Below are 15,619 nucleotides of genomic sequence, written 5' to 3'. Positions count from 1 at the left end.
CCACTTCCCATGAGCTACCAGCTTCAATTCGGCGAACTCGCCGAGTACGCCGGCGTGTTCGCGAGCGGCGCGGCGATCACGCTCGCGCTGACCGCGGTCGCGACCGTGCTCGGCGTGGCGGTCGGCGTGCTCGGCGCGGCCGCGTACAGCGCCGACGCGCGTGCGGCCGTGCGATTGCGCCCGCTGATCGGCGCGTACGTCGAGGCGATCCGCAATACGCCGTTCGTCGTCCAGCTGTTCTTCATCTTCTTCGGCTTGCCGGCGCTTGGCGTGCACATCGACGAATACACGGCCGCGATCCTCGCGATGACGCTCAATCTCGGCGCGTACTCGGTCGAGATCGTGCGCGCGGGCGTGGCCGCCGTGCCGAAAGGGCATCTGGAGGCAGCGTCCGCACTGGCGATGTCGCGCGCGCAGATGCTGCGCCACGTCGTGCTGCCGCAGGCGCTCGCCAAGGTGTTTCCCGCGCTGTCGAGCCAGATCGTGATCACGATGCTCGGTTCGGCGGTCGTGTCGCAGATCTCGGTGGCCGACCTGACCTATGCGGCCAGCTACATCCAGTCGCGCAACTTCCGCGCATTCGAGACGTACTTCGTGATTACGCTCGCGTATCTGGCGATGGCGCTGCTGTTGCGCGCCACGCTCGGCGCGATGGGCCGCCGCCTGTTCTCACGCCGTGTGCGAGGTGCGCGATGACCGATTTCACGTTCGGGCAGATTCTCGCGAACCTGCTGCTGGCCGCGCGCTGGACGATCGTGCTGTCGATCGTGTCGTTCGTGTCCGGCGGCCTCGTCGGCCTCGGGCTGCTCGTGATGCGCGTGTCGGGTTCGACGCTGCTGCGCGGCGTCGCGAAGCTCTATATCGAGGTGTTTCAGGGCACGCCGTTGCTGATGCAGCTGTTCATCGTGTTCTTCGGCCTGCCGCTCGTCGGGCTCGACGTTCCGCCGTGGGTCGCGGCCACGGCGGGGCTCACGTTCTTCACCAGCGCGTATCTGGCCGAGATCTGGCGCGGCTGCGTCGAGGCGGTGCCGAAAGGGCAATGGGAGGCGTCGGCGAGCCTGGCGATGAGTTACGTCGAGCAGTTGCGTCACGTGATCCTGCCGCAGGCCGCGCGCATCGCGATCGCGCCGACGGTCGGCTTCGGCGTGCAGGCCGTGAAGGATACGGCGCTGGTGTCGATCATCGGCTTCACCGAGCTGACGAAGGTCGGCATCGCGATCTCGAACGCGACGTTCCGGCCGTTCGTCGTGTATGGCCTCGTCGCGCTGATCTATTTCGCGCTCTGCTATCCGCTTACCCGTTATGCGCGCACGTTGCAAAGGAGATGGCATGCCGCTCGTTGAAACCCGGGGTGTCGAAAAGAACTTCGGCACCCATCATGTGCTCAAGGGCATCGACCTGTCGGTCGAGCGTGGGCAGGTCGTGTCGATCATCGGCCGCAGCGGTTCGGGCAAGAGCACGCTGCTGCGCACGCTCAACGGGCTCGAGAGTATCGACGCGGGCACGATTTCGGTCGACGGCGAACGCGTCGATGCACGGCACGCGGACCTGCGTGCGCTGCGGCTGAAGGTCGGCATGGTGTTCCAGCAATACAACCTGTTTCCGCACCTGAGCGCTGGACAGAACGTGATGCTCGCGCAGTCGGTGGTGAAGAAGTCGCACCGCCAGCAGGCGCGCGCGATCGCGGAACTGATGCTCGAGCGCGTCGGCCTCGGCGACAAGTTCGACGCGTTTCCGGAACACCTGTCGGGCGGCCAGCAGCAGCGCGTCGCGATCGCGCGGGCGCTCGCGATGAAGCCGAGAGTGCTGCTGTGCGACGAGATCACGTCCGCGCTCGATCCCGAGCTCGTCGGCGAGGTGCTGGGCGTCATCGAGCAACTCGCGCGCGAGGACATGACGCTGATCATGGTGACCCACGAGATGAACTTCGCGCGGGCGGTGAGCGACAGGATCGTGTTCATGCACCAGGGGCGCGTGTGGGAGAGCGGGACGGCCGACGAGATCTTCGAGCGGCCGCAGACGGTGGAGTTGACGCGGTTTCTGGGCAGCGTCCGGAACACGGAAACCGTTCCGCGCTGACTGACACTGCCGTGCGGCCGGCCCGCGATCAGATGACAAGACCGTAATCAAAGCCTCACCTTCCGGAAAGCGCGTGAATCGCAGAATGGATACCACTCCTCATCGCATCGATGCGGAGCGGATGTCCGGCCTGATCTGCGGACGCGAACACGCCATATCGAGAGGTGAACATCATGAACGACCTGATTCGTGCAGTCCTGCTGTCCTGTGCGCTGAGCGCACCGCTCGTCGCATTTGCGCAAACCACCGACCATACGGTCACGCGCGCCGACGTGCGCGCCGATCTGATTCAGGCGGAGCGTGACGGCACGCTGCCGACGTCGAATTGGGACTATCCGCCGAGCACGCAGACGATCGCGCGCAATCGCGAACTGTATGCGATCGCGCATGGCGACCGGCACACGGCAATGGCCGCGACGTCGGCCGCCGTATCGACGGCGAGCGCGCAATGAAGCGGGGCGCCGTATCGACACGCGTGACGGGGCTGGCGATCGCCGCATGGCTTGCGGCGGCCGCGGTGCCGGCTTTCGCGCGAGGGCAGCCGCAACTGCCCGACGACGACGGCGGGCGCGCGAGCGTGCTGCGTGCGCTGGATCCCGGGTTCGATCCGCACCGCGCGGCAGTCGACACCCGACCGGCGAACCGTCACGCCGCGCCCATCAGCCGTGCGCCGAGCGCGATCCCGCGCGCGGACAGCAGCGCGCTGGCCGCGCGCTGACGGGCGTCCCAGCCTGCCAGCGCGGCGTCGAACGCGGCGTCGCGTGCGACGTCGCGCAATGCTTCGGCGAGACCGACCGCGTTGTCCGCCGCTTTCGCGACGCCCGCCGCCGTGTGCGGGCGCGCGATGCAGGCGGCGTCGCCGAGCAGCACCGCGCGGCCGAAAGCCATCCGCTCGGCCGCGAGATCGACGATCGCCTGTGCGAACGGTGCGGGTGTTGCATCGACCAGCGCGGCGAGCGTCGGCGCGAGCATCCGGTCGGCGGCGTCGACGAGTTCCGCGCGGTTGTCGTCGCGCATCGTACCGGGCGGCAGCGACCCGTCGCGCTGCGTGCCGTCGCGCGCAACGAACAGCGACGGCAGCCGGTCGGACGCCAGACGCCGGTACCACACCCAGTTCACGCGCCGTTTGCCCGGTTCGATCGCGCCGTCGGCGCCGGGCACCAGATAGGTCAGGAACAGGTGCCGGTCGCCTTGCTGGAACGTGAAGCGTTCGCGCAGCAGAACCAGCACCTGCTCGGGCAGCGCGCGTTCGTCGACGAGCCCGCGCCACGCGACATAGCCCGCATACGTCGGCCGCACGTCCGGCAGCAACTGCGCGCGCACGGTCGAGCGGCCGCCGTCCGCGCCGATCAGCAGGTCGGCCGTCTCGGCGCGGCCGCTCGCGAAGTGCGCGACGATCCGCTCGCCGTCCTGCTCGAACCGCTCGAACGCGTCGCCGGCGTGGATGATCCCGGCCGGCAGCGCACGCTTGAGCGCCGTGTAGATCACGTTCCACGCGGTCTGCGTTTGCGGCATTGCGAAGCGTTGCACGATGCGGTCCTGCGCATCGACGTAGATCCGGTCGATCGAATCGACGCCTGCTTCGCGCGGCAGCGCAACGCCGCCGAACGCGAACGCGCGCTCGATCGGCGGCTGCAGCACGATGCCGCCGCCGCGGCTGTCGAGTTCGTGCGGCGATTGCTCGAATACGCGGACGTCCCAGCCGGCCGCGCGCAGCGCAGTCGCGGCGAACAGCCCGCCGACCGATCCGCCGGCGATGACGGCCTTGCGGCCCGATCCGTGTTCCATCTGACGTTCTCCCGATGATCGGCGTGCAGCGCGCGTCGCGTCAGCCGGCCCAGCCGCGCAGGAAATCGAGCAGCAGCGCGTTCACGCGCTCGGGCTGCTCCTCGTGCGGCAGATGCCCGCACTGCGCGATCGGCTCGGCCCGCAGGTTCGTCGCCATGCCTTCCCATACGGCCTTCATGTCGAACATCTTGCCGACCGCGTAGAAATCCTCGCCCCAGATCGCCATGGTCGGGCACGCGATCCTGATGTCCGCATCGACGAGATCCTGCTGCACGTCTTCCGCGTTCGCGCGATAGTCGGCCAGCGCGCCGCGCACGGCCCCCGGGCGCCGATACGCGCGCACGTACGTGTCGAACGCATCGCCCGAGATCGCGTGCGGGTTGTAGCACCAGTCGGCGAAAAAATAGCTGAGCCATTCGGCTTCCTTGCCGGCGATCAGCGCCTCCGGCAGGTCGGGCACCTGGTGGAACAGGAAGAACCAGTACGCGCGCGCCGTTTGCGCGGTCATGTTCTGCGCGACGATGCGCGTCGGCACGTTGTCCATCACGACGAGCCGCTCGACGCGTTCGGGGAAGTCCTTCGCGAAACGCGTCGCGACGCGTGCGCCGCGATCGTGCCCGACGAGCGCGATGCGCTCGATGCCGAGCGCGTCGAGCAGCGCGGCGAGATCGCGCGCCATGTTGCGCTTGTCGTAGCCGGCCGCGGGCTTGTCGGTTTCACCATAGCCGCGCAGGTCGGGCACGATCACGCGATAGTGCCGCGCGAGCGCCGGAATCTGGAAGCGCCACGCGAAGCTGGTTTCGGGGAAGCCGTGCAGCAGCACGACGACGGGCCCCGCGCCGGCATCGATGAGGTGCTGGCGGATGCCGTTCGCGGTGACGGTGTGATGGGTGAGGGCAAGCGTGTCGGTCGTCATGGGGGAATCCCGGTTCTGCGGGCGGTGCGCGAGACGGCACGCGTCCGATGCTGTCCGAGCATAGGCCAAGCGACGAACGTCGCGGCTGAATCGTTCTGAATCAGTCCGAGCGCGGCGCCGCTGCATCACCTGCGGCGCGGGCGCTTCGCGGATGCGCCGGACGCGACCCGCTTCAGCGCGGCCGGCGTGCCGTTGAGGAACGCGTCGATCTGCCGTTCGATTTCCGCGTCGAGATCGTCGGGCACCGGCAGTCCATATACCCACTTGCGCACGCCGAGATAGAAGATGCTCGCGTGCAGGCTCCATACGAGCTCGATTTCCGCGTTGCGCTGTGCTTCAGACGCCGACGTCGCGATGTCGTACTCGTGCCGCAGCTCGCGCAGCACCGGCAGGAACACGCGTTCGCGCAGCCGCGACAGGTAGCGCGTATTGAAGCCTTCGCGGCTGAGGCCCGCGAAGATGAACGTGCGGATCCACTCGCGCCGCAGGATCGTCTGCGCATACGAGCGGTAGAACATGACGAGCCGTTGCTGCAGCGGGATCGCGCGATCGGCGATCAGTTTTTCCCAGTCGGGATTCCACGTGTAGACCTCGTCGTACACGCGATCGATCAGCGCCTCCTTGCTCGGAAAATACCGGTAGAGCAGGGGTTGCGTGACGCCGATCTGTCGCGCGAGTTCGCGCGTGCTGCCGGAAAACCCATGCGTCGCGAAGTGCTCGACCGCCTTTTCGACGATCTGGCGCTCGCGTGCTTCCGGCGTGAGGCGGCGGCCCGATGGGCTGGCGGTGGCGTCCACGGTCGTCCCGCGCGTGCGGGGCGCGGCATTGCGCTTGGCTTTGGTCATGCATCGGCTCCTGAATGCGGCCATTCTGCCCTTGTCGATCGAAAGATGGCAACGCGCGCCCCGGCGCGGCCGGCCATGCAGGTGGGCGCCGTGCCGAGCCGTGCGCCGTTCGGCGCTTTCAGAAAAATTCAGCTCGCCGCCATGACTTTCGGGCCGACGTTCCCTAGTCTTGCTTCAGAACCGCCGCACGGGCTGGGCGCCATCCTGTCGTCCCGGCCCGCGGCGCAACCGGAACGGACCATGCCTCATCTGATCTCGCCGGGAGCCAGCATCGCAGTCGGCTTCCTGCACCCCCTCGGGCGCGTGCAATCGCCCGCAGCGCCGCTGATCGCGCTAGCGCGCCTGCTCGGCATCGTCGCCGACGAGCAGGCGGTCCCGCGCGCCGCGCAGTTCCACGATGCGGACACCGCCGACACAACCGCGGAAGCCACGACATGCAGCCCGCGCAAGTAACGGCAGCGGGCGCGGCGGCCCCCGATCACCTGCGCGGCGAGGATGTGTTCCTCGCATCGATCGCCGGCTACGTCGATACGCTCGGCTTCGTCGCGCTGTTCGGGCTCTTTACCGCGCACGTCACCGGCAACTTCATCCTGATCGGCTCGGGCCTCGCCGGTGTCGGCCAGGGCCTCATGATCAAATGGCTCGCGTTTCCGGCATTCATCGCAGGAATCGTGGCCGCTCGCCTGCTCGATCACCGGATGCGCGTGCGCGGGCATGGCCCGCGGGCGCGCTCGCTGTACGCGCTGCAGACGATCCTGCTGGCCGGATTCATGCTCGCGGGCGTCGCGGCGTCGCCGATCGGCAACGCCGATGCGCCCGCGACGATCGTCTGCGGGCTGCTGGGTGCGGCAGCAATGGGCGTGCAGAACGCGCACGGCCGGCTGACCGCGCGCACCGTCGTCGCGAACACCGTGATGACCGGCAACGTCACGCAGGCGGTCATCGATGCATTCGACTGGCTCGTGCCGATCGCCGCGCCGGCCGAACGGGAAGCCGCACGCGCGCGGCTGCGACGCACGCTGCCGCCGGTTGTCGGTTTCGCGCTCGGCGCGGGCGCCGGGGCGAGCGCCTACCTGTACGCCGGGTTCTGGGCACTGGCGCTGCCGCTCGCGGCGCTCGGTTTCCTCACCTGGCGATCCGGCCGGACCGGCGAGCCTTCCGCGTCGCGCTGAACGCCGATTCCCCGCGTGGCGTCGGCTGCGCGCGCGACCGGGGCGGCGGCGAAGCCGCCCCGCGTTTCTTCATTTCCTTCAACGCCGATTTCGAGAACGGCTTGATGCAGGTCGGTAAGCGCGAGACCGCTCGACCGTTCGCAGAAAGAGCAGCGTCACACGAGCGCGGTGAACCGGTCGACGAGGTCGTGGTGACCGAGCTGTTCGACCCACCAGCGTAATGCGCGCCCGGCTTCGTCGGCACGCCACGCGATATAGCAATGGGTCGTGTCGCGCATGCCGGTGACTTCCCGCGCGACAAGCCTGCCTTGCGCGATCGCGGGCGCCGCGATGCAGTCCGGGAGCGTACCCACCGCGAGTCCTTCGCATTGCGCGGCCAGTTTCGCAGCGAGCGTCGGCACCGCGAGATACGGTTGGCCAGCGTCAACCGCGACCGACTGCGGCGGAAAGATCACCGCGCCGCGATACTCGACGATCGACGCCATCGACAGCGGTTCGGGCAGCGCAGCGAGCGGATGGGTAGGGGCGACCGCGAACACGTGCCGGAGCGTGCCAATGGGCTGCGCCACGATGTCCGGCAGTTCAGGCGGCTCGCCTGCCGCGCCGACGATCAGATCGGCCCGCCGCGAAATCAGCGCATCCCAGGTGCCGCCGAGCACTTCGGTGGAGAGTCGCAGCCGCGTGTCCATTTCAAGTTCGTAGAACGCGTGGACGTATGGTCGTCATCCGACGTGCCGAGACACGCACGCATGCGCGCCGACGGTCGGGCCGCCGCCGCATTCGCTCGACATCTGCCTGTCACGTCGGTGTCGATTCGCGGCGCTTCACGGCAGCGTCGGCGTGTGCGCCGGGCAGCGCGCCGAACATGTGCTGGCTGCACTTCGCGTCGCGCCACGCGGTTCCCAGTCGGATGCCGTCGAACATCCGGCGCACCACGGGAAGAATCTGTTCGCCGCCCAGAATGCCAAGCAGGCCGGCCAGGGCGACGGCGGGCGGCGCCGGCGATTGCACGCCGATCAGCGCGTAAACGACGCCGGCGAGGATGCCGGCGAGAAGCGAAGCAATGTACGGTTTCATAGATGTGGAATGGAATGACGGCCGTTAAAAATGCGGATAACTACCGGGCTGGCGTCGATCCGAAAGTCTTGGGCCAGCCTATCAGGTCTGCGTGTTCGTCGTTAGCGCATTCCATGAAATTCAGATCTTTTCAGTCTGAATTTAGGGCGTGGTGAGAATCAGAACAATTAATTGGTGCGGTCGCAAATTCGCGTATTGAATGATGCAGGCCGACTGTCGACGCATCCGGCACAGCGCATTGGACGCCTCGCGGATTCGTCGGCCAGGCGAGCCTCATTTTTCTCCGCGTCAAAGGACATCACCATCATGAGCAATCCGAAGCTTGAAGTACTTACTCCGCACAACAGCCAGCTGATCTTCATCGACCAGCAGCCGCAGATGGCGTTCGGCGTGCAGTCGATCGATCGCCAGACGCTGAAGAACAACGTGGTCGGGCTCGCGAAGGCCGCGAAGGTCTTCAACATCCCCACCACGATCACGACGGTCGAAAGCGAGAGCTTTTCGGGCCACACCTATCCCGAACTGCTCGACGTGTTCCCGAACCAGAAGACGCTCGAACGCACGTCGATGAACTCGTGGGACGACCAGAAGGTGCGCGACGCGCTGGCCGCGAACGGCCGCAAGAAGGTGGTCGTGGCGGGCCTGTGGACCGAAGTCTGCAACACGACGTTCGCGCTGTGCGCGATGCTGGAAGGCGACTACGAGATCTACATGGTCGCCGACGCATCGGGCGGCACGACCCAGGCTGCGCACGACTTCGCGATGCAGCGCATGGTGCAGGCCGGCGTGGTGCCGGTCACGTGGCAGCAGGTGCTGCTCGAATGGCAGCGCGACTGGGCGCACCGCGAGACGTACGACGCGGTGATGGCGATCGCGAAGGAGCATTCGGGCGCATACGGGATGGGCGTGGACTACGCGTACACGATGCTCCACAAGGCACCGCAGCGCACCGCGACGCCGCACGAGTCGATTCCGGCCGTTCCGGCGAAGTAAGCGCAGACGGCCTGTAACGGCTGATGCCGGTGCGGCGGGTTCGATGCGAACGCGCCGCATTGGCGCCATTGCCGCGGGCGGCGGACGTGACCGAAACACGAATGCCGCCCGCGGCATGCTGGTCGGAACACTGCGCCTGCATTTGAATTTGTCCGGGAGATTTATTGCATGGAACCTTATCTGGTTTCCCTTGGTGCGGGCGTGCTGATCGGTGTGATTTACAGCGCCATCAAGGTTCGCTCTCCCGCACCGCCGTTGATTGCGCTGGTCGGGTTGCTCGGCATGCTGATCGGCGTGCAGGCTTTACCCACCGTCAAACAACTCTTTGGCTTCTGATCAACAAGAGGTGATGCATATGACCGCAACCGTGACCCAACCGGATCTGATCCTGCATAACGGACGATTCACGACGCTCGACCGCGCGAACCCCGTCGCGACGGCGGTCGCGATTGCCGCCGGGCGCTTCGTCGCCGTCGGCAGCGAAGCGGACGTGATGCCGCTCGCGGGCCGCGCGACAAAGGTGGTCGATCTCGGCGGCCGCGGCGTGCTGCCGGGTCTGATCGACAACCACTGCCACGTGATTCGTGGCGGACTGAACTACAACATGGAACTGCGCTGGGACGGCGTGCCGTCGCTTGCGCTCGCGATGGAGATGCTCAAGCAGCAGGTCGCGATCACGCCGGCGCCGCAGTGGGTGCGCGTGGTCGGCGGCTTCACCGAACATCAGTTCGTGGAGAAACGGCTGCCGACGATCGCCGAACTCAATGCGGTCGCGCCCGATACGCCGGTGTTCATCCTGCACCTGTACGATCGCGCGTTGCTGAACGCGGCGGCGCTGCGGGTGGTCGGCTATACGAAGGACACGCCGGAGCCGCCGGGCGGCACGATCCTGCGCGATGCCGCAGGCAACCCGACCGGCCTGCTGCTCGCGAACCCGAACGCGACGATCCTTTACGCGACGCTCGCGAAAGGCCCGAAGCTGCCGTTCGAGTATCAGTACAACTCGACGCGCCATTTCATGCGCGAGCTGAACCGGCTGGGCGTGACGGGCGTGATCGACGCGGGCGGCGGTTCGCAGAATTATCCCGACGATTATGAAGTGATCCGCAAGCTGCACGACGCGGGCGAGATGACGATCCGGATCGCGTACAACCTGTTCACGCAGAAGCCGAACGCGGAGAAGGAAGACTTCGTGAACTGGACGAAGAGCGTCAAGTACCACGATGGAACCGACTACTTCCGCAATAACGGCGCCGGCGAGATGCTGGCGTTCTCGGCGGCCGACTTCGAAGACTTCCGCGTGGCGCGTCCGGACCTGCCCGCGCAGATGGAAGACGATCTCGAAGGCGTCGTGCGCGTGCTCGCGGAAAACCGTTGGCCGTGGCGCATGCACGCGACCTATGACGAAACCATCAGCCGCGCGCTGGACGTGTTCGAGAAGGTCAACGAAGACATCCCGCTCGAAGGGCTGAACTGGTTCTTCGATCACGCGGAAACGATCACCGAGAAATCGATGGACCGAATCGCCGCGCTCGGCGGCGGTATCGCGGTGCAGCACCGGATGGCGTACCAGGGCGAATACTTCGTCGAGCGTTACGGCGCGCAAGCCGCGGAGGCGACGCCGCCTGTCGCGAAGATGCTCGCCAAGGGGCTCAAGGTGTCGGCGGGCACCGACGCGACCCGCGTCGCATCGTATAACCCGTGGGTGTCGCTCTCGTGGCTCGTGACCGGCAAGACGGTCGGCGGCATGCGCATGTATCCGCAGCGCAACCTGCTCGATCGCGAAACCGCGCTGCGGATGTGGACCGAGTACGTGACGTGGTTCTCGAACGAAGAGGGCAAGAAAGGACGCATCGCGGTGGGGCAGCTTGCCGACCTGGTGGTCCCGGATCGCGATTTCTTTGCGTGCGCGGAGGACGATATCGCCGGCACGACCGCGTTGCTGACGGTGGTCGACGGGAAGATCGTGTGGGGCGCGGGGCCGTTCGCATCGCACGACGCGCCGATTCCGCCGGCGATGCCGGACTGGTCGCCGGTGCGCGAGTTCGGCGGCTATGGCGGCTGGGGCGCGACGCAGCGCAACGGCGCGCCGTTGCAGCGCGCGGCGGCCGCTGCGATGTGCGGTTGCGCGAATGAATGCAACGTTCACCAGCATGCGCACGCGAGCGCATGGGGAAGTGCGTTGCCGACGGCTGACGCGAAGGGCTTCTGGGGCGCGTTCGGGTGCTCCTGCTGGGCAGTCTGATATGGCGACGCATACGACTTACGACTCCCCGGCGTGGATCCGCGCGCTGCTTTCGCAGCCATGGGTGCTGCCGGTCGCGCGGCTCATCCTGGTGTCCGCGTATCTGATCGCGGGCGTGTACAAGCTGCTGGATTTCAATGCCGCCGCCGCGGAGCAGGCGCACTTCGGTCTGCACCCCGGGTCCGTATGGGCGGCGATGGCGATCGTGGTCGAGATCGGCGGGCCACTGTGCGTGTTGTCCCGGCGTTTCACGTGGCTCGGCGCAGGTGGCCTCGGTGTGCTGACACTCGTCGCGATGCTGGTGGCCGCCGACTTCTGGAACATGACGGGCACTGCGCGCTTCATGGCGCTCAACGCGTTTTTCGAACATCTGGGACTGATCGGTGGGCTCGTCCTCGTCACCGTGCTCAACGATATGCGAAACCAGGCTGGCAGCGTTCCCGCAATTGGGTGATGTTGCGACGACCGCGCTGAAACGACGAGTCTGCTCCGTCTCTCGACGAGCGGGACGCCGCGCGCGTCCGGTTGCGGCGCACGCCGCCGCTCGCGGTGCGCGTGTTTCTCGCGTGTCGTCCAGGCCGCCCGGATGAGCGGCCTGTATCCCGCTGAATCCGAATCCGCGCGCGGCGCCAGGCCGCGCGCGTCACCATCAAGGAGAAAAAACCAATGAGTTCATTGAACCTGCGCAACATGCTGCGCATCACCGCCGCATCGTCGGCCGTGCTCGCCGCGCTGCTGGTCGGCGCGCCGGCACTCGCCGATGAAACCCACCTCGACGACATCGCGTCGCCGGCCGCCGCGGCGCGGTTCCCCGCCATTGCGGTCGGCCCGCAGTACGACACGACCCACGTGTGCGTCGCACCCGAAGACTTCGACCGCTTCACCGACAGCTTCGTCGCGACGTTCGGCGGCAAGAAGTCGAAGCAGGGCGTGTTCCAGGTCACGCCGACGCCGAGCCAGACGATGTCGCAGCTCGTGCTGACGCCGGTCGGCACGATCTCGGTGTTCGGCTTCAAGACGCCGATCCCGTATCCGTTCTGCGAGGAACGCACCGGCTATCTCGTCACCGACATGGACGTCGCGGTGAAGTCGGCGCGCGCGCATGGCGCGGACATCGTCGTGACGACGTTCCCCGACCCGATCGGCCGCGATGCGATCGTCCGCTGGCCGGGCGGCGTGAACATGCAGCTGTACTGGCATACGCAGGCGCCGAACTACGACGCGCTGCAGACGGTGCCGGAGAACCGCGCGTACGTGTCGCCGGAAAGCGCGAGCAAGCTGGCGCGCAACTTCGTCGCGTTCTCGCACGGCAAGATCGTGTCGGACGTGCGCCATGCGCCGGGCATCGAGATCGGCCGGCCGAACGATACCTACCGCCGCATTCGCATCGAGTCGGGCTTCGGCAAGATGACCGTGCTCGCGACGGACGGCCAGCTGCCCTACCCGTTCGGGCGCGAGATGACCGGCTACGAAGTGGCCGATCTCGCCGCGACGCTGAAGCAGGCCGAAGCCGCGGGCGTGACCGTGCTCGTGCCGCCGTTCAAGTCGGACGGCCGCGACGCGGCGCTCGTGCAGTTCCCGGGCGGCTACGTCGCCGAAATCCACGCGCGGTCGAAATGACGGTGCGCCGGCCGATGAAGCGATCGTGGCGCGGCGCGCTGCCGTGCGTCGTGCTGGCGGGCGGCGCCGCGTTGCATGCGGGGTTGGCCGTCGGCGCCGATGCCGCTGCCGATGCCAATGTGGCGGCGGGCGGCGCGGCCGCGTCGCCGGCTGCCGCCGCCACGGCGTCGTGCACCGCGAAACGCCCGACGGTGTCGTTCAACCGCTGGCAGGAGGACTGGTCGGTGCTCGCGAATCCGTGCGTGCCGCGCAAGCCGTTCGACGCGCTGAAATACATACCGCTCGGCGACGATCCGTCGACCTACCTGTCGCTCGGCGCGAACCTGCGCGAGCGCTTCGAACTGAACAACGCGCCGCTGTTCGGCCTCGGCGCCGCGCACGACGACAACTACGTGATCCAGCGCGCGAACGTGCATGCGGACCTGCGCTATCGCGGGCACTTCCAGGCGTTCGTGCAGTTCGTCGATGCGCGGCCGTTCGGCAAGGACACGGTCGGCCCGGTCGACAAGGATCAGCTCGACCTCGAGCAGGCGTTCGTCGCGTACGTCGATCAACTGGGGCCGGGCACGTTCAAGACGCGGATCGGCCGGCAGGAGATGGCGTTCGACTTGCAGCGTTTCGTGTCGGTGCGCGATGGCCCGAACGTGCGGCAGGCATACGACGGACTGTGGACCGATTACGAAATCGGCAAATGGCGCTTGATCGGCTATGTGACGCGCCCGGTGCAGTATCGCAATGCGGCCGTGTTCGACGACGTGTCGAACCGGCACCTGCGATTCGACGGCGTGCGCGTCGAGCGCAACGGCACGGGGCCCGGCGATCTGTCCGCGTACTGGTCGCGCTATACGCGCGACAACGCGCGCTATCCGGATGCGTCCGGCACCGAACGGCGCGACGTGTTCGACATGCGTTACGCGGGCAAGGCCGACGGGCTCGACTGGGACGTCGAGGCGATGCTGCAGACCGGCCACGTCGGGCAGGACACGGTCGGCGCGTGGGCGTTCGGCGCGCTGGGCGGCTACACGTTCGCGAAGACGCCCGGCACGCCGCGCATCGGCATCCAGGTCGACGGTGCGTCGGGCGACGCGCATCCGGGCGACCGGCGCGTCGGCACGTTCAACCCGATGTTTCCGAACGGCTATTACTTCACGCTCGCCGGTTATACCGGATACAGCAACCTGATCCATGTAAAGCCGTCGCTGACGTTCAAGCCGACCAGCACCGTGACGGTGCTGACCGCGCTCGGCTTCCAGTGGCGCCAGACCACGGCCGACTCGATCTATGGGCAGGGGATGTCGGCAGTGCCGGGCACGGCGGGCAAGGGTAGCGCGTGGACGGGGATGTACGCGCAGGCGCGCGTCGACTGGCTCGTGAACGCGAACGTCGCGCTCGCGCTCGAGGCCGTGCACTTCCAGCTCGGCTCGTCGATTCGCGCACTCGGCGCGCGCAACGCCGACTATGTCGGGATGGAAGCGAAGTTCGGCTGGTGACGCGTCGCCCCGCGCCGCACGTTTCAGGGCTGCGCGCGGGCGAGCGATTCGACGAAATCGATGAACGCGGTCACGCGTTTCGAGCCGCGCTGGTTCGGCAGGTACAGCGCGGTGATCACCGCGCGCGCCGAGCCCGGCGTCACGTCGTACGGGTCGAACAGCCGCTGCAGGCGGCCCGCTTCGATGTCCGCATCGACCAGCCAGTCGGGCAGCAGCGCGATGCCGGCGCCGTCGAGCGCGGCCTCGCGCAGCACCTCGCTGTGATTCGATTTCAGCCGCCCGGTGACGACGACCTGCGTCGTGCGTTGCGCGCCGGCGAACGTCCACGCCTGCTGGTCGACGCCGAAATGAAAGCGCAGGCACGCGTGATCGACCAGCTCGCCCGGCGTCGCGGGCGTGCCGTGCGCGTCGAGGTAAGCGCGGCTCGCGACCACGTAGCGCCGGAACGTGCCGAGCGGCCGCGCGACGACTTCCGCGGTCGGGGCGGCGTCGCCGAGCCGGATCGCGACGTCGATCCGGGCGGACACGAGATCGACGCGTTCGTCGGTGAGCTGCAGGTCGAGATCGAGCTTCGGATGGCGCGCGACGAACGCGGCGACGTGCGGCGCGAGGCGGCGCAGCCCGTAGGCGACCGGGACCGACACGCGCAGCGGGCCGGACGGCTCGTCGCCGCGGTCGGCCACCAGCGCGTCGGCATCGGCGAGCTCCCCGAGCACGCGTTTCGCCCGTGCATAGTAGACGGCGCCCGCGTCGGACAGCGTGACCTGCCGCGTCGTGCGGTTCAGCAGCACGGTGCCGAGCGACGCCTCGAGCGCGTCCACCGCGCGCACGACCGACGAAGCGGCGAGATCGAGCCGGCGTCCCGCGCTCGAGAAACCGCCGGCTTCCGCGACTTCGACGAATGCGCGCAGCGCGGAGAATTTGTCCATGGGGTTGCTAGGGCCTGTTCACGCTAATAACGGGCTTGCGCTGGCCCCCAGAAGGGCCGAGCGCAAGGATTGCGACGAAGCGAATACTCGACGTATTCGCGAGGAGCATGACGCGGCGATCGGCCCTTCTGGGGGCCAGCACCACGAATGCATTTTTCCAAACAGGGGAACGTGCCTTTCCGCCCACATTGCGGCGTCGTGCGTCGCTTGTTTGGCACGGCCAAACGGCGCTCCTTACTTCTTGCACGCGCCCAAAGGAAGTCCCCTTGGGGGACGGGCGGAAAGGCACGTTCGCAAGCCCGTTATTAGCGTGAACAGGCCCTTGTGCGTGTCGCAACGTCGCGTTGCATGCGGTTCGCATTCTAGCGCCGGCCGGCGCGGCGGCCGCGCGCGCGTGCCGGGTCTTCAGGACAATTCAGGCAACGCGCAGGATTTTCGCCGCGGCGCCCGATACGCTGGGTGACA

At 67.5% G+C, this 15,619-nt stretch carries 18 protein-coding genes and 1 pseudogene; 13 read left to right on the top strand and 6 right to left on the bottom strand.

Going from position 1 to position 15,619, the window contains the following annotated elements:
* The first annotated feature begins 9 nt into the window (after nucleotides 1-9).
* The 5 genes from HWX03_RS29165 to HWX03_RS29145 all read left to right on the top strand — a co-directional run bounded on the left by HWX03_RS29165 (nucleotide 10) and on the right by HWX03_RS29145 (nucleotide 2,797).
* Nucleotides 10-696, top strand: a complete 687-nt coding sequence (locus tag HWX03_RS29165; RefSeq protein ID WP_174432196.1) for an amino acid ABC transporter permease — start codon at nucleotides 10-12, stop codon at nucleotides 694-696.
* Nucleotides 693-1,343, top strand: coding sequence for an amino acid ABC transporter permease (locus tag HWX03_RS29160; protein WP_174432197.1), 651 nt, complete (start codon nucleotides 693-695; stop codon nucleotides 1,341-1,343). The genes HWX03_RS29165 and HWX03_RS29160 overlap by 4 nt, the downstream gene beginning before the upstream one ends.
* A complete protein-coding gene (locus HWX03_RS29155) occupies nucleotides 1,330-2,079 on the top strand; it encodes an amino acid ABC transporter ATP-binding protein (RefSeq protein WP_175873654.1) in 750 nt (249 codons plus the stop codon). The genes HWX03_RS29160 and HWX03_RS29155 overlap by 14 nt, the downstream gene beginning before the upstream one ends.
* Nucleotides 2,080-2,252: 173 nt before the next feature.
* The gene (locus tag HWX03_RS29150) at nucleotides 2,253-2,531 is read left to right on the top strand and encodes a DUF4148 domain-containing protein (protein ID WP_175873653.1); all 279 of its coding nucleotides are present in this window, start codon (nucleotides 2,253-2,255) and stop codon (nucleotides 2,529-2,531) included.
* The gene (locus HWX03_RS29145; protein ID WP_175873652.1) at nucleotides 2,528-2,797 is read left to right on the top strand and encodes a hypothetical protein; all 270 of its coding nucleotides are present in this window, start codon (nucleotides 2,528-2,530) and stop codon (nucleotides 2,795-2,797) included. Before HWX03_RS29150 ends, HWX03_RS29145 begins: the two co-directional genes overlap by 4 nt.
* On the opposite strand, the gene HWX03_RS29140 is transcribed toward HWX03_RS29145, so the two are convergent.
* The 3 genes from HWX03_RS29140 to HWX03_RS29130 form a co-directional block, all read right to left on the bottom strand.
* Nucleotides 2,725-3,867, bottom strand: coding sequence for an FAD binding domain-containing protein (locus HWX03_RS29140; protein WP_175873651.1), 1,143 nt, complete (start codon nucleotides 3,865-3,867; stop codon nucleotides 2,725-2,727). The two genes, HWX03_RS29145 and HWX03_RS29140, sit on opposite strands and share 73 nt — an antisense overlap.
* Before the next feature lie 40 nt (nucleotides 3,868-3,907).
* A complete protein-coding gene (locus HWX03_RS29135) occupies nucleotides 3,908-4,783 on the bottom strand; it encodes an alpha/beta hydrolase (protein ID WP_175873650.1) in 876 nt (291 codons plus the stop codon).
* A 125-nt stretch (nucleotides 4,784-4,908) separates the two neighbouring features.
* Nucleotides 4,909-5,628, bottom strand: a complete 720-nt coding sequence (locus tag HWX03_RS29130; protein WP_175873649.1) for a TetR/AcrR family transcriptional regulator — start codon at nucleotides 5,626-5,628, stop codon at nucleotides 4,909-4,911.
* A gap of 240 nt (nucleotides 5,629-5,868) precedes the next feature.
* On the opposite strand from HWX03_RS29130, the gene HWX03_RS29125 reads away from it, so the two are divergent.
* Together HWX03_RS29125 and HWX03_RS29120 are read left to right on the top strand one after the other, a co-directional pair.
* Nucleotides 5,869-6,081, top strand: a complete 213-nt coding sequence (locus tag HWX03_RS29125; protein WP_175822842.1) for a DUF1427 family protein — start codon at nucleotides 5,869-5,871, stop codon at nucleotides 6,079-6,081.
* Nucleotides 6,063-6,800 carry a YoaK family protein gene (locus HWX03_RS29120; RefSeq protein WP_175822634.1) on the top strand — a complete coding sequence of 246 codons (738 nt, stop codon included), beginning with the start codon at nucleotides 6,063-6,065 and terminating at the stop codon, nucleotides 6,798-6,800. Before HWX03_RS29125 ends, HWX03_RS29120 begins: the two co-directional genes overlap by 19 nt.
* Before the next feature lie 155 nt (nucleotides 6,801-6,955).
* Here HWX03_RS29120 and HWX03_RS29115 read toward each other — a convergent pair.
* A pseudogene (locus HWX03_RS29115) lies at nucleotides 6,956-7,519 on the bottom strand (LysR substrate-binding domain-containing protein); the annotation flags it as partial.
* 79 nt (nucleotides 7,520-7,598) lie between these two features.
* Nucleotides 7,599-7,877 (bottom strand): DUF1427 family protein, encoded by a 279-nt coding sequence (locus HWX03_RS29110; protein WP_175873648.1) that lies wholly within the window; start codon nucleotides 7,875-7,877, stop codon nucleotides 7,599-7,601.
* A gap of 306 nt (nucleotides 7,878-8,183) precedes the next feature.
* Here HWX03_RS29110 and HWX03_RS29105 point away from each other — a divergent pair, with 306 nt between their 5' ends.
* The 6 genes from HWX03_RS29105 to HWX03_RS29080 all read left to right on the top strand — a co-directional run bounded on the left by HWX03_RS29105 (nucleotide 8,184) and on the right by HWX03_RS29080 (nucleotide 14,225).
* Nucleotides 8,184-8,870, top strand: coding sequence for a hydrolase (locus tag HWX03_RS29105; protein ID WP_175822633.1), 687 nt, complete (start codon nucleotides 8,184-8,186; stop codon nucleotides 8,868-8,870).
* 168 nt (nucleotides 8,871-9,038) lie between these two features.
* Complete coding sequence (locus tag HWX03_RS29100; RefSeq protein ID WP_034185508.1) at nucleotides 9,039-9,206, top strand: DUF1427 family protein; 168 nt, start codon at nucleotides 9,039-9,041, stop codon at nucleotides 9,204-9,206.
* A 19-nt stretch (nucleotides 9,207-9,225) separates the two neighbouring features.
* On the top strand, nucleotides 9,226-11,115 hold the full coding sequence (locus HWX03_RS29095) for an amidohydrolase (protein WP_175873647.1): 1,890 nt from the start codon (nucleotides 9,226-9,228) through the stop codon (nucleotides 11,113-11,115).
* A gap of 1 nt (nucleotide 11,116) precedes the next feature.
* A complete protein-coding gene (locus HWX03_RS29090) occupies nucleotides 11,117-11,569 on the top strand; it encodes a DoxX family protein (protein ID WP_175822630.1) in 453 nt (150 codons plus the stop codon).
* A gap of 212 nt (nucleotides 11,570-11,781) precedes the next feature.
* Nucleotides 11,782-12,735 (top strand): glyoxalase, encoded by a 954-nt coding sequence (locus HWX03_RS29085; RefSeq protein ID WP_175873646.1) that lies wholly within the window; start codon nucleotides 11,782-11,784, stop codon nucleotides 12,733-12,735.
* Between the two features lie 14 nt (nucleotides 12,736-12,749).
* Nucleotides 12,750-14,225 (top strand): alginate export family protein, encoded by a 1,476-nt coding sequence (locus tag HWX03_RS29080; RefSeq protein WP_175873645.1) that lies wholly within the window; start codon nucleotides 12,750-12,752, stop codon nucleotides 14,223-14,225.
* A 23-nt stretch (nucleotides 14,226-14,248) separates the two neighbouring features.
* Here HWX03_RS29080 and HWX03_RS29075 read toward each other — a convergent pair whose 3' ends face one another.
* Nucleotides 14,249-15,154: a LysR family transcriptional regulator gene (locus HWX03_RS29075; RefSeq protein WP_175873644.1), complete on the bottom strand. Its 906-nt coding sequence runs from the start codon at nucleotides 15,152-15,154 to the stop codon at nucleotides 14,249-14,251.
* Nucleotides 15,155-15,619 lie beyond the last annotated feature (465 nt).

Origin of the sequence: Burkholderia sp. BCC0397 (genome assembly GCF_902832865.1) — a bacterium.
In the GTDB taxonomy this organism is placed as follows: Bacteria; Pseudomonadota; Gammaproteobacteria; order Burkholderiales; family Burkholderiaceae; genus Burkholderia.
This window is presented reverse-complemented; position numbering and strand designations above follow the sequence as displayed.